This is a genomic window from Stenomitos frigidus ULC18 (genome assembly GCF_003003795.1).
GTDB classification, from domain to species: domain Bacteria; phylum Cyanobacteriota; class Cyanobacteriia; order Leptolyngbyales; family Leptolyngbyaceae; genus Stenomitos; species Stenomitos frigidus_A.
The window spans coordinates 1-13,254 of sequence record NZ_PVWK01000086.1; the positions used below are offsets into that span (position 1 = coordinate 1).

Genomic DNA, 13,254 nt, shown 5'->3' on the forward strand with positions numbered 1-13,254 from the left:
GAGATGACCCTAGCTTCTGCACGATGTCAAGCATCTAAGGGCAATCGGTCTATCTCTCCACCCTCAAGATACAAGGGCACGCCATCCAGGATTTTTTCTGGTCGGCGCGTATAGAGCCGTCGGGCATTTGGTTTGATTTACACCTCCAGACCGCAGAATATAGCGCAGAAGATACCGATGCAGAAGACATTGATGATTCGCAAGGCGATTGGCAAGCCAAAATTGTCTGGAACAATTACCATCGATGCACGCTTTCCTCTAACTATTGTGGTGGCACTGGCTTTCAAGTTGCTTCTAGAGAGCGACCGCTCGATTTTAAGGTGCTTACTGGGCAAGAGTTTCTCGTTGATCCACTCCCAATTGATTTTGATGTGCCGCGTGCATTCGATATCTATCTGCTGGGTCACGATTCTGTTGCGGATCATCGGCTTCGCTTTACCCAGCGATTGACACCCAATCATTTCTCAGTCGATTGGCGCGGACGTATTGCCTTGTTTTACAGCGGTAGTTACGAGTTTCGCTACGAGTTTGAGGCTCATGTGGAGTCTACGGAATTTCAGGGCATTGAGCTTCCCCAAGGCACACGGGAGCAGGATTTCCGGTTGAGGCTACCAGATACCGACATTGAGCCCCGCTTCACCTCGTTAGCGCTAAACCATTGAGATGGGGGCTATGCATTCACGCCTTATACCAGGCAGATAGGACTAGCGATCTGGTCTGGGTCAGAGGCATCACCTATAAGCGCATCAAGTTATCATCTAAGAGAGATTAAAGTGCGCACTCTGCCCAAAGGGGTTATCTCTTAGAAGCCCTACCTTATAAGCTTTTCAGCCTTTCGAGTAAGAACGAATCGCACTCCCCAGATAAGAATGTGAACTGTCCCGCCGCAACCGCGTCATTTACTGCGCCCCTTGAACCATAGGTTTTGTTGTGTTGTGCGCACTCACCCAGGGGTCTCAGCCTTCTATGACGTTTCTGTTCGTCGGCTCGTCGGTTTGCCGATGGCTGCCTTCAGACCCTTCCTCGCGGAAGCGCCCTTGCCTTAAGCTAGGAGTGATACGTCACTCGGCTCCAATAATTTCGAGCATTTGGACCCTGGTTCTCCTCCAGTGGACTTTCACCCCATGAGTTCACGCCCATGCTGGGCGTACACAACCGTGTTGGAGCGGACTGCTGAAAGTTCTTAGTCTTTTTGCCAAGGTTATGTACAGCCGCTCAACACGACCGTTAGGTGGCTCAGGCTATTGGTAGGAGTGGAGTTGAGAGGCTATTCGATGAGACGCGATCGCTGCGATCTCTGAATTGGCATAATGCCTGAAGCTGCGAGACTAGCGGGTTTCTTTAACTAACGATTCTTTTTATAGCAATCAGGGGAAAATGCAAATGACCCAAACAGAAAACTATATTCGGGCTGCCCATTTAGATGATGTTCGTAAAGTAGGTAGACTCGTTGTTGCGATCGCTGGACATACCGTATTACTCATTCATGTGGACGACAAAGTTTATGCTGTAGATAACCGCTGTCCTCACATGGGGTTTCCCCTCCATCAGGGAACGATACAAGATTGTATTCTCACCTGTGATTGGCACTACGCCCGCTTTGACTTAATGAGTGGCGGCACCTTCGATCCTTGGGCTGATGATCTACCCGCATTCCCTGTGCAAATCCGCGGTAACGAAGTGTGGATCGATCTCGCTGCTCCTGCCGATTCGTTCGCTCATCACCGCCAGCGTCTTCAAGATGGCTTAGAACAAGGCATTTCTTTGGTCATTAGCAAATCTGTCATTGCCCTGTTGCATCAAGGGAACAATGCCACTGAAGCATTTCGGATGGGATTAGACTTTGGAGTACGGTATCGACAGAGCGGTTGGGACACAGGTTTGACGATCCACACTTGCATGATGAACCTATTGCCCTACCTGGATGCTGAAGACAAACCGCGTGCGATCTATCACGGTTTAGCAGCAGTCGCTAGAGATACTAGCAATCAACCGCCCCGGTTCCCCATCCAACCGCTCCCTCAATCCGACAATCCAGAAAAAGTTTCCATCCTGCACAATTGGTTTCGCCAGTTTGTTGAAGTGAGAGACACAGAAGGTGCTGAACGCTGTTTAGCATCTGCGATCCGGGCAGGTGCATCCCAAACCCAACTGGCTCAGATGCTATTTACGGTCGTGACTGACCATCGCTATATCGATGTGGGTCATCCTCTGGACTTTACCAACAAAGCTTTAGAAGCCTTAGATGCCACAGGTTGGCACAATGCAGAACTCGTCTTAACTAGTTTGGTTTCTGGCTACACCAGCGCCTCTCGAATGGAAGAATCTCGGTCTTGGCGTTCTCCTGTCGATCTCGTAGCGATTTTGCAACAGGCTTTTGAAACGTTGCCAGTTGCTTTAGCAGAGGGGAAAAAGCAACAGGGGACTTGGAGCGGTGGCGTTAGCCTGTGCGATCGCACGTATCGCGATCGACTCCTGCCCATATTGCTGGGTGACAACGCTCAGGCGATCTCGGATGCGCTACTGACTGCCCTCCGTCAAGGATGCTCTGAGGTAGAACTGGCTGGAATTGTGACCGAGGCCTCTGCCTTGCGGATTGCCCAATTTAGCACGAGCAATGATTTTAACGATTGGGATAGCGCCCATCATACCTTCACCTTTGCCAATGCTGTTCATCAGGGAATGAGACGAGTCGCGTCGTTGGAGCTATTAAGAGCCGTGTTTGATGCGGCGATGAGCGTCTATCTTGATCGCTTTCTCAACGTCCCTGCTGCTCGCCTTCCTAAACCCGATAAAACTGTAGAAAATCCAGCAGAGTTGTTACATGAATTGCCAGAGTTACTCGATCGGCAGCAGCAAGTGAATCGAGCCGGGGAATTAGTCGGGTGCTATCTTTACAGTGGAGGCGAACCAAAACAGCTCTTAGCCCTGTTAGGCAAATTATTGTTGCGTGAAGACCGACAGTTTCACGTGATCCAGGAGATTGAAGCTGCTTTCCGTCAATACTCCCGATTGGGCAACTCGACCGCTGGAATTAACGTCCTGGTCGCCGCATCGCGGTATCTCGCGGCTCATACACCCACGATGCGATCGCAAGAGCAAACCTATCAAATGGCTTACAGACTACATCGGGGCGATCGTTTGTTTGAGGATGTAAACTGAATGGTGCGATCGCCATCTAACAACCGTGTTGGAGCGGATTTACTTCAGCCTCTACTTCAGCCTCTATTAAATTGCAAAGCTCTCTAGCAACCGCTCAACACGACCGTTAAAGCAGCAACATTGCCGAAAAAGCCTGAATACGGCAATGATTTTATCCCAAACCTTTCCACAGCAGTGCTTTAAGGCGTACTACAAGCAGCCGCTCAAGGCTTGTTTTCGGCAATGTCGCAGTTTGGCTTCAGTAGGCATTGAGCCGGGATACGTGCGAAAGTTTATCATATGGGTACTAAAGCTCTGCTGAGTAGGGCTTTCAGAGTTTGGCTCAAAACATAGCTATTTTGTCGGATAGCTGCTCGCCGAGCAGAAGTGCAACGGTAGAATGCAGGTTTTGCTCTACTCGCATGGCTTGAATTCCATGAGAAAGCAGCTTTTTGTGTGTTATTTAGCCCGAAAACCATCCAGTAGCCTTGATCGGCAGTTTTGCGACCATAAAGGAAACCGATCAATCGATTTGCTTAAAAACCCTGGCTAGTCAGGGTTTCAAACAAATAGCTCGTTTTTACACGAATCGTTGCCAGACCTCGTTTACACATAACGCCAAAAAGCGAGGCAAAGCTTTGCTCAGTGCCCTGTTGGAGACACTGCTTCCTTATCTCCCCGAAACACCGATTGAGCCTTTAGAGTTAGGTTTCTATTGCTCCTAAGGACCTCAGTCCAGCTTGCTGTGCTGCGGTTAGTCCTTGAGCGCCCTTAATGTTCATGCCTTCATAGAGGCGATCGGCTCGCAATGTTTTAAGACACTCACCCGTGCTTACATCCCATAGCTTAATGGTCTCATCGGGACTGCCACTAGCGAGTATCTGACCGTTGGGATTGAAGCTAAGGGCAAAAACTGCCTCTGTATGTCCCTGCAAGACCTTGAGGCATTGACCATTCTGCACATCCCATAAGCGAATTAAGGCATCGAAACCACCGCTTGCCAGCATTTGGTGGGTGCCACTGCCGGAACCTACGTTTGGCGCATAGCTGACTGACCAGGCACAACCCGTATGACCGGGAAGCATCTGAAGACATTGACCGTTCTGCACATCCCAAATTTGAACAGTGCCATCAAAATGACCAGTGGCTAAGGTGCGATCGTCCGGGCTGAAACGAACGGAGCAGATGCCACGGGGAGTGTGGATGACCTTGAAACACTGACCGTCTTGCACATGCCACAGGCGCAGAGTGTGGTCATCACTGCCACTCACTAATGTCTGACCATCGGCACTGAAGTGGATAGAGTGAACCCAGCCTGTATGACCGTGCAAGACTTTGAGACACTGACCCTCTGGCACAGTCCGTAACCGCACGGTGGCATCTTGACTACCGCTGGCAAAGATTTCACCATCTGGGTGAAAGCTGACTGCCCAGACCCAGCCTGTATGCCCTTGCAAGAGCCTTAGACGACGCTCTTGCACATTCCACAGACCTACCATTTGATCGGTGCCGCCACTCACTAAAGACTGACCATCGGGACTGTAGTTGACAGCATAGAGCCAACGGGTATGACCGCGCAGCGTGTGGCACTGGCCGCTGTGTACATCCCACAGATGAATAGCAGTATCCTCTCCACCACTCGCGATCGTCTGTCCATCGGCACTGAAGCTAATGGAATGGATACCACAGGAATTTCCCTGCAAGACTTTGAGGCACCGACCCTTTGGCACGTCCCATAGACGGATGGAGAAATCATGGCTACCACTCGCCAGGGTTTGACCATCAGGGCTAAAACTGACTGCCCGAATGCGGCCTTGATGACCGGATAACACGCTAAGGCATTGTCCATTGTGCACGTCCCAGAGGCGAATGGTAGCATCATCCCCACTGCTGGCGATCGTCTGACCATCAGGGCTAAAGCTGACCGCATGAATGCTACCTGTATGACCAGACAACACACGAAGCAACTGACCGTTTTGTACGTCCCACAGACGAACGGTCGTATCCTCCCCGCCGCTCACGATCGTTCGACCATCGGGACTGAAGCCGACTGACCAAAGCCAGCCTGTATGACCTTGCAATGTGTGGCGGCATTGACCGCTCTGCACATCCCACAGACGAATAGCGGCATCATCACTGCCACTGACGATCGTTTGACCATCGGGACTAAACGCGATCGCCAAGGTGCGCTCCGTAGTTCCCTGGAAGGTTTTCAAGCACTGACCAGACGCAACATCCCACAAATAAATGGTCGAGTCCTCGCTGCTGCTAGCGAAGGTCTGACCATCGGGACTGAAGCTGACCGAGCGCACACCATTTGTCTTTCCCTGAAAGGTTTGCAGACATTGACCAGACGCGATATCCCACAAGTAAATCGCAGAGTCTTCGCTGCTACTCGCTAACGTTTGACCATCAGGGCTAAAACTGATTGACCAGACCCAACTCTCATGTCCAGGTAGCGTCAACAGTTGTTTCCCATCTGTCACCCTCCACAAGCGGATTTTCCCATCGGCATCGCCCGTTGCCAACCGTTCGCCATCGGGGGCAAAGGCTAAGGAAATAATGCCTCCTAACGTTTCAGTAAAGACCGATGTGGCTAGATCGGCGTTGTGAAAATTTACCCCTGCCAGGTTGACCTGTCGCAAGTCGGACTGCCAGACGGCAAGATCGGAAAAGTCCCAGCCTCGTAAATCAATTTGCAAAGACACCAATAAATTAAGCAGGTTGCCCGCAAAATAGTTTGGCGATCGCGGTGCTTGCTGCTGTTGCTGCTTTAGCATCACCTTTAGCCGCTGTTCAATCGCCTGGGCAGAACCAAACTGGATGAGCAACTGTTCAGCGATCGGTGCCACAATCAATCGCTTTTGCATCTCCCGAACATAATCTTTTGCCTGGGCTTTGAGCAGTGCCTGTTGTTTTAGCCACTCTGGTGTTTGAGCGACAATTTCTTTGACGGCACACTCTACAAACTGATTGGTGGCATATTCCAACACGACAGGCTGCAGAAAGAATCGCTCACCGTCCTTTTCAATCAGACATCGCCGCAATAATGACTGCATCGCATCCGGTAATTGGCGTTTTGCTGTAGTCGAAACTAAGTCTTCACTCAGTGCAAACAGCGAAACGGGTTCCCGGTTAATTGCCAACCAAAACAGCATTTCCTGCTCCATTGCAGACAGGCGATCGCACTGTCGTTGCAGCAAAGCTCGAATATCATCAAAGACAGCGAAACCCTGTTGCACATAGTTTACGATCTCGGCAATCCTGCCACTAAAAAGTTCTTGAGTCGTGGCTGCCACTAGCCTGAGCGCTAGAGGGTTGCCACTATAGTGTTCAACAAGGCTTTTCCATTCAGGCTCTGTGCCCGTGAATGCTCCTTTGTGACCAAACAGCGCTTGCCCAGCGTCTGGTTGCAGTCCCTTTAACAGCAAGGTTCGTGTCGATCGTTCTGCACCTTCGAGCGGCACCACTTCTCTGGGCTTTTCGCGGCTGGTGAGCAGCAAGCAACTTTGATGGCAGGTCTCTCCAATTTCCTTCAACAGTTGCCCATAGTCCTCATAGCCTGAGCGATATTGCCCGCGTTGCCCTGCACTTAGAATCGTCTCGGCATTATCGAGAATCAGCAAGCAGCGACGAGAACACAGTCCCTCCATCAGCTTCAGTCGTTTGCCATCCAAACTGATTGGCAAAGCGATGTCTTTTCCCTGCGCTCGCAGTAAGACAGGCAGCACGCTTTCTAACCACTCTTCAAAGGGTGGTGCATTTTGCAGCGATCGCCACACCACCACCTCAAACTCGGCTTGAATCTGTTGCACGAGCTTGGCAGCGAGGGTGCTTTTGCCAATCCCACCAATGCCCAGCAGCAGCACGAGGCGACACTGCTCCGCTAGTACCCACTGCTGGAGGCGTGTCAGTTCTTCACTCCGTCCACAGAAGGTAGAGGTATCGATGGCGCTACCTAACGCTGGTGGTTCCACTGCGGTCAGTGCCTCTGCGTTCTCGATGGCGACACTGAAGTGAGTGTAGTCTTTTCTGTTTAACTCCAAGCCAAAGGCGCGAAAGGCCCACTGCAACGATCGCTTGTCTACCGGTTCCGTGCATCCCAAAACCTTAGCGATCGTGTTGAGGGATAAGCCCATACGCTCACTCAGTTCTTCCAGCGTGAAGCGATCGCCAGCCATCTCATTGCACTCAGCCTGAACTTTGGCAGTTTGAAACCTGGCCCACCCCTGGGCAGTGAGAATGACTCCTCGATCGCGTCTAGTCTTGTGCAGTGGCATGAGCATCGCCTGAAGGACGGAGTCTAGACAGACTATAAAGGATCAATAAGCTTTATGAGGCTTAAGTTGAGTTTAAGTTGAACCTTATCTCCACAAACTTGCCTGGTCTAATTTGGGTAAACACCAAAGAATAAAGACACTTCATGCCAAGCAGGTGAAACCCATTTGCCTCAATTAGGCACCGGAAGCAGCCATGATGTCTAGAAAGTGAGCAGCAATGGACTTTTAACGCAACTGAGATTTCAGCAGGAGCTTTACAGATGAGGATTTTTGTTGCAGGTGCAACGGGAGCGATCGGTCAGCCGCTGATCGCGCAACTGTTGTCCAAAGGTCACAATGTCGTAGCACTAACCCGCTCTCTCGAAAAAGCGCAAACGTTAGCGAAGGGTGTGGAACCTGCGATCGCGGATGTATTCGACGCCGATGCAATCAAAGCAGCGGTCATTCAGGCTCAACCAGACGTGGTGATCGAACAGCTCACTGCCCTACCCAAAACCTACACCCGCGAGTCCATGAGTGCGGCAGCAGCCCTGAATACTCGCATCCGGTTAGAAGGCGGTGCCAATGTGCTGGCAGCAGCGCAAGCAGCGGTTGTGCGTCGTTATTTGAGACAGTCGATCGCGTTCTGGGGCATTCCTGGTACAGGCTTGGCAGACGAGGAAACGCCACTCGCGTTTGATGCGTCGCCTGCGGTGGCAGCGGATGCACACATCGTGACTGAAATAGAACGCCGCTTACTCGAAACTCTCAGCATTGAAGGAATTGCCCTGCGCTATGGCTTCCTCTATGGCCCCGGCACCTGGTTTGCGACCGATGGAGACGTTGCAGCACAGGTAAGACAGCAACAGTTTCCGATCGTCGGCAAGGGTGATGGCGTGTGGTCATGGTTACACATTGAAGATGCGGCGATCGCAACAGTGGCAGCAGCAGAGCAGGGCAATCCTGGTGTCTACCTGATTGCAAACGATCGCCCCTTAGCGGTACGCGAATGGCTCTCTGCCTTTGCTCGTTGGCTGAACGCGCCACCACCACCCCACGTATTGGTGGAAGACGCACAGCAAAGCGGCGGTGCTGATGTGGTTTATTACGGGACTCAGATGCGCGGCGTATCGAATGCGAAAGCAAAACGTGAACTGAATTTCCAACCGCGATCGTTGGAATGGCTTGCTGAAGATGCTGTTCCTCATATCAGTTGATGATTTATCAGGAGAAGAATCATGAAAGTGGCTCAATATGGAACGGCGATCGTGGTGCTGCACGCGATCGCGCATGGATTACATGGTTTAGCCCATACCCAAATTCCAGTGCCGCTCTCACTGCTTCAGAGCGTCTTTATTGCTGTTGTCATTTTTCTCATTCCCATCGTGGCAGCCGTCTTGCTTTGGACACCGTTCGATCGTATTGGTAGCTGGCTCTTACTCGGTTCAATGGCTGGAGCCATCCTGTTTGGTATCTATAACCATTTCATTGTGATGAGTCCTGATCATGTTTCTCACGTCTCCTTTACAGGTTGGGGGCTGCTGTTTCAGATCACAGCGATGCTCACATTAGCCATAGATGGAATCGGCTGTTGGTTTAGCGTACAGACATTAAAAGCTGTACCGCAACTAGAAAAAGTCTCATCAGTTCTCAAGTCATAAAAGGAGTACTCAAGCAGATGTCACACCATATCGATTCACCAGCGGCTAAGGAAGATGGACGCGTAGACATTACCGATATCTATGTGTTTGCCGGTGAAGCCGCAAGCACCACTGTTTTAATCATGGCGGTTAATCCTCTCGCGGGTGAACTATCGCCGACGACCTTTCGAGCAGGCGCGCTTTATGATTTCAAAATTGATACGAATGCCGACGTGATCGAAGACATTGATTACCGCATCACTTTTGGAGACCCAGATCCAACAGGCGTGCAGCAGATTGAGTTGCGTCGTCTGGAGGGTAGTGCTGCCACAGATTATGGGAGTGATGACAACCCGATCGCAGCAGGCAAGACGGGCGAAATTATTCCAGTGGGTAACGGTGGTCGCCTGTGGGCAGGTCTGGTTGCTGACCCCTTCTTCTTCAATCTGGGCGCGTTTGGGCAATTTGCTAAGCTGATTCTCGAAGAAAATCGCTTCGATCCCAGTGTGTTTGATACGGCAGAAAATGCGTTGGCAGGGCACAATGTCACCGCGATCGTCCTGGAACTGCCCAACACTGCTCTCAGTACGGAAACGATTCAGCTCTGGGGCACCACGACCATTGAGCATGACGGACAATGGAAAACCATCAACCGTGCGGCGACTCCCCTGGTGCAGCAGGTTTTCATTCAAGATGATCACCTGAAGGATGCCTACAACAAGTCGCTGCCAAGCGAGGATGCTGCCAAATACGGCGAGACGATCGCCGCCTTCACGGCAACGGTCACGCAACTCGCAGGTACGACAACCGATCCCCAGGCTTACGGGCAGCAAGTAGCGCAGTTTCTCTTTCCTGATGTACTCACCTATAACCCGCAGTTGCCCACCAGCTATGGGTTTGCTGGTAGAAATGGACGGGCGCTGGCAGACGACACACCCGACCTGATCTTAAGCCTACTCGCCAATACACCGTTCTCAGACCGAGTTGGGAAGCCAGGTGGTTTGCGAGCCCACTTTCCCTACTTGGCGGAGCCAAACGCCAAACCAGTGGCAGAGCCAAACGCCAAACCAGGTTAAATGATGGAGACACATCATGTAGAAACCCATGAAACACGAGTCTCGCGATTCTCTGCTCAATTTGCTGTTGCCGCTTTCCCTCATTTTGGGCTTGGTGTTGCTGCTCAGCCTGACTGCAGGGCAGAACAATCAAACAGCGGTAGTCAGCCCCTTAGAAGAGTAGTTGAAAGTCATCGTCGGCTACTTGGCAGCAGGGGCAGAAATCGCGGCGGCAATCGTCATTGGTGGGGCGATCGTGCGTGGCATCTTGAGCTACATCCGCCAACTCTTCTCCCGCAGGCAGCAGTTCGATGCTACTGAAGTCATTCGTCTACAACTGGGACGCGTGCTGGCATTAGGTCTAGAATTCACCGTTGCCAGTGATATTCTCCGCACGGCGGTGGCTCCGACCCACCAGGATATTTCAAATTTGGCAGCGATCGTCCTCTTACGAACCCTGCTTAACTACTTCTTAGAGCGCGAAATTCGTCAGGGCGAGCAAAGCCGCTTACAAAAGCCGAATAACGAGCTTGAGGGATGAGGAGTCGAGATCATTTTTTAGTTAAATCTGTAGGCAAGATCCCTAATGCCTTCAAGCCAACGGCGATCTGAACCTCCGGTAATATGTTCTACGTTTGGAGGAATAGACGATGAAAGCTTTAATTCGAGTGCTGGTTAGTTTTTTCGTGTTCATTGTGGATGTGGTCTATGGTGACCGCTCCTACTCACGCTTCTACGTGCTAGAAACGATCGCTCGTGTGCCTTACTTTTCCTATCTCTCAGTGCTACATCTTTACGAAACGCTGGGTTTCTGGCGCAGAGCCGATCTGTTGAAAGTACACTTTGCGGAAACCTGGAATGAACTCCATCATCTGTTGATTATGGAATCGCTGGGCGGCAGTGACCATTGGGGCGATCGCCTCACGGCTCACCTGATTGCTGTAGCGTACTACTGGATCGTCGTACCGCTCTATATGCTGTTTCCTCGGCACGCTTACTATCTGATGGAACTGATCGAAAATCGTGCCTACCACACGTATGACGATTACCTGAATGCTCACGAAGTGGCATTGAAAGCTCAACCTGCGCCACAAGTGGCGATCGACTATTACCGTGATGGTGATCTCTATATGTTTGAGGAAGTGCAGACAGCCACAGGGGGGATTTTTCGTCATCCCCAGGTGGACAATCTCTACGATGTGTTCATCAACATTCGCGAGGACGAATGCGCCCATGTGAAAACAATGGCAGCGCTCCAAGCACCAGAAGCGCGGCAAAGTTTTCGCAGTCCTCACACGCTTTCCGTGGCGACAAAAGTATTACCAACCGTTGAAACGGAAACTAACCTCTTTGCACTGAGTGCAACTGCTTCACCCCATCCAGAGGCATCGCCTTAAATGCCTGCGCTCAAGTCACAGCAGTTCCCCGGTTGGCGCAACGTTCATGCCGTTTGCCTATTAGCGATCGCCTCTAGTTTCGCCTGATCTAAGACCAGAAGCTTGCCGCCCCGACGGTACGTAACAACGGTTTGGATCTGCTTAAACAGCCGGACACATTCTTCATAGGTAATCCCGATGCTGCGCGCAATCTGGTAATACGACAACCGCGATCGCAATTGCAATCCCTGCTCAGTTGCATCCGTTCCTTCGGCGATCGCCGCTGTTTGAATGCATTGTGCTAACCGCACGATCGCCCGCTCTGAAGCCAAGCCATGCACTTAAGCAAGCGGAACACCAGCAGCGCGGCGTAAGCGCCTTTCATGGGGTTGATGGACCGTTGAGCGTCACCGATCCGATCTCACCCTCTGCCATAAACGATCGCTTTATCGACGCGGCTACTAAACTGGGTTACGAGCGCAATCCCGATTTCAATGGCGCACACCAGGAAGGTGCAGGACTGTATCAGTTAACCGTAAAAGATGGGAAGCGACACAGTGCCGCCGCCGCCTACCTCGTACCCATTCTCGATCGTCCCAATCTCACAGTGCAAACGGGTGCGTTAGTGACTCGGTTGCTGTTTGAGGGCACTCGTGCCGTTGGGGTTGAGTATTCACAACAAGGAGCGCTACACCAGGTTGATGTCCATCAGGAAGTAGTTCTGTCGGCAGGTGTCTTTGATTCACCCAAACTGTTGCTGCTCTCTGGCATTGGCAATGCCGACCATCTGCACGCTTTAGATATTCCAGTGATTGCTGATCTACCGGGAGTAGGGCAGAACCTGCAAGATCATCCACTGGTTGGTATTGGCTATCAGTCTACTCAGGCGCTACCGCCGCTCTCACCTACCAGTAGTCTTGTTGAAGCGGGACTATTCTTGCAGAGCGGCATCAGCAACGCGGCTACCCCTGACTTACAGTTTATGTTCAGTCCGGCTTTATGGATTGGGTCAGCGATCGTTCCTGACATTCCAGGCTTCACACTCATTTCGGCTTTGATCAATCCTCAGAGTCGCGGGACTGTGACGTTGCGCTCCGCGAATGCTGCTGCTCCACCTGTCATACAGGTAAACTATCTCCAGCAGGAAACTGATTTGCAAGTCCTGGTAGAAGGCATTAAAACCGCCCGTCGGCTTGTTCACGCGGTCACCTTTACTGACCTTCTGGGCGAGGAACTGGCTCCCGGTGCGGCTGTCACCAGTGATGATGCGATCGCGGCTTATATTCGACAAACGGCGAATACCTATTGGCATCCTGTAGGGACGTGCAAAATGGGTAATGATGCCCTGGCGGTGGTGGATGCCCAACTTCGGGTGCATGGAGTTGAGGGCTTGCGCGTAGTCGATGCCTCGATAATGCCCACCATTACATCAGGCAATACGAATGCGCCCACCATCATGATTGGTGAGAAAGCAGCGACTTTGATGAAAGCCAGTCGCACCCAGCAAACCCTGCTGACCCAATACAACGTCAAAAACCCCGCTTAGATTAGTCTCTTTGAGTATGGGCGATCGTGACTGGTGCGGCTTCAAGCGTCGCTTGAACTAGCGGACGTATTTCCAAGCTAAGCTTTCAAGACGGCATTGTTTACTGGTGAATCTTATCTCGTTGGTGAGAGCAACATTGTTGCCCTATGCCTTTGGCATTGAGATGCAGTCGAGTAGGACATCGCTGCCCTACCCTCTGCTACAAAACCGTGCTTGCCGGTTTCCTGGCACACGGCT

At 51.6% G+C, this 13,254-nt stretch carries 11 protein-coding genes; 9 read left to right on the top strand and 2 right to left on the bottom strand.

The window, feature by feature from the left end:
• Nucleotides 1-320 precede the first annotated feature (320 nt).
• Together C7B82_RS16250 and C7B82_RS16255 are read left to right on the top strand one after the other, a co-directional pair.
• Entirely contained in the window at nucleotides 321-662 is a 342-nt protein-coding gene (locus C7B82_RS16250) for a hypothetical protein (protein ID WP_106257343.1), read from the top strand.
• Between the two features lie 721 nt (nucleotides 663-1,383).
• A complete protein-coding gene (locus C7B82_RS16255) occupies nucleotides 1,384-3,162 on the top strand; it encodes a Rieske (2Fe-2S) protein (protein WP_181357523.1) in 1,779 nt (592 codons plus the stop codon).
• Nucleotides 3,163-3,845: 683 nt separating this feature from the next.
• Here C7B82_RS16255 and C7B82_RS16260 read toward each other — a convergent pair.
• Entirely contained in the window at nucleotides 3,846-7,421 is a 3,576-nt protein-coding gene (locus C7B82_RS16260; RefSeq protein WP_106257345.1) for a WD40 domain-containing protein, read from the bottom strand.
• A gap of 260 nt (nucleotides 7,422-7,681) precedes the next feature.
• Between C7B82_RS16260 and C7B82_RS16265 the strand changes: the two genes are divergently transcribed.
• The 6 genes from C7B82_RS16265 to C7B82_RS16285 all read left to right on the top strand — a co-directional run bounded on the left by C7B82_RS16265 (nucleotide 7,682) and on the right by C7B82_RS16285 (nucleotide 11,492).
• Nucleotides 7,682-8,617, top strand: coding sequence for an NAD-dependent epimerase/dehydratase family protein (locus C7B82_RS16265; protein WP_106257346.1), 936 nt, complete (start codon nucleotides 7,682-7,684; stop codon nucleotides 8,615-8,617).
• A 21-nt stretch (nucleotides 8,618-8,638) separates the two neighbouring features.
• Nucleotides 8,639-9,061: a hypothetical protein gene (locus C7B82_RS16270; RefSeq protein WP_219904481.1), complete on the top strand. Its 423-nt coding sequence runs from the start codon at nucleotides 8,639-8,641 to the stop codon at nucleotides 9,059-9,061.
• Nucleotides 9,062-9,078: 17 nt separating this feature from the next.
• The gene (locus tag C7B82_RS16275; protein ID WP_106257347.1) at nucleotides 9,079-10,116 is read left to right on the top strand and encodes a DUF4331 family protein; all 1,038 of its coding nucleotides are present in this window, start codon (nucleotides 9,079-9,081) and stop codon (nucleotides 10,114-10,116) included.
• Nucleotides 10,117-10,144: 28 nt separating this feature from the next.
• Nucleotides 10,145-10,279: a hypothetical protein gene (locus tag C7B82_RS35135; protein ID WP_281258992.1), complete on the top strand. Its 135-nt coding sequence runs from the start codon at nucleotides 10,145-10,147 to the stop codon at nucleotides 10,277-10,279.
• Nucleotides 10,280-10,636 (top strand): DUF1622 domain-containing protein, encoded by a 357-nt coding sequence (locus C7B82_RS16280; RefSeq protein WP_245939937.1) that lies wholly within the window; start codon nucleotides 10,280-10,282, stop codon nucleotides 10,634-10,636.
• 109 nt (nucleotides 10,637-10,745) lie between these two features.
• Nucleotides 10,746-11,492: an alternative oxidase gene (locus C7B82_RS16285; RefSeq protein WP_106257348.1), complete on the top strand. Its 747-nt coding sequence runs from the start codon at nucleotides 10,746-10,748 to the stop codon at nucleotides 11,490-11,492.
• Between the two features lie 44 nt (nucleotides 11,493-11,536).
• Here C7B82_RS16285 and C7B82_RS16290 read toward each other — a convergent pair whose 3' ends face one another.
• On the bottom strand, nucleotides 11,537-11,782 hold the full coding sequence (locus C7B82_RS16290; protein WP_146141168.1) for a cyclic nucleotide-binding domain-containing protein: 246 nt from the start codon (nucleotides 11,780-11,782) through the stop codon (nucleotides 11,537-11,539).
• On the opposite strand from C7B82_RS16290, the gene C7B82_RS16295 reads away from it, so the two are divergent.
• Nucleotides 11,770-13,017, top strand: coding sequence for a GMC family oxidoreductase (locus C7B82_RS16295; protein WP_245939938.1), 1,248 nt, complete (start codon nucleotides 11,770-11,772; stop codon nucleotides 13,015-13,017). The two genes, C7B82_RS16290 and C7B82_RS16295, sit on opposite strands and share 13 nt — an antisense overlap.
• The last annotated feature ends 237 nt before the right edge of the window (nucleotides 13,018-13,254 follow it).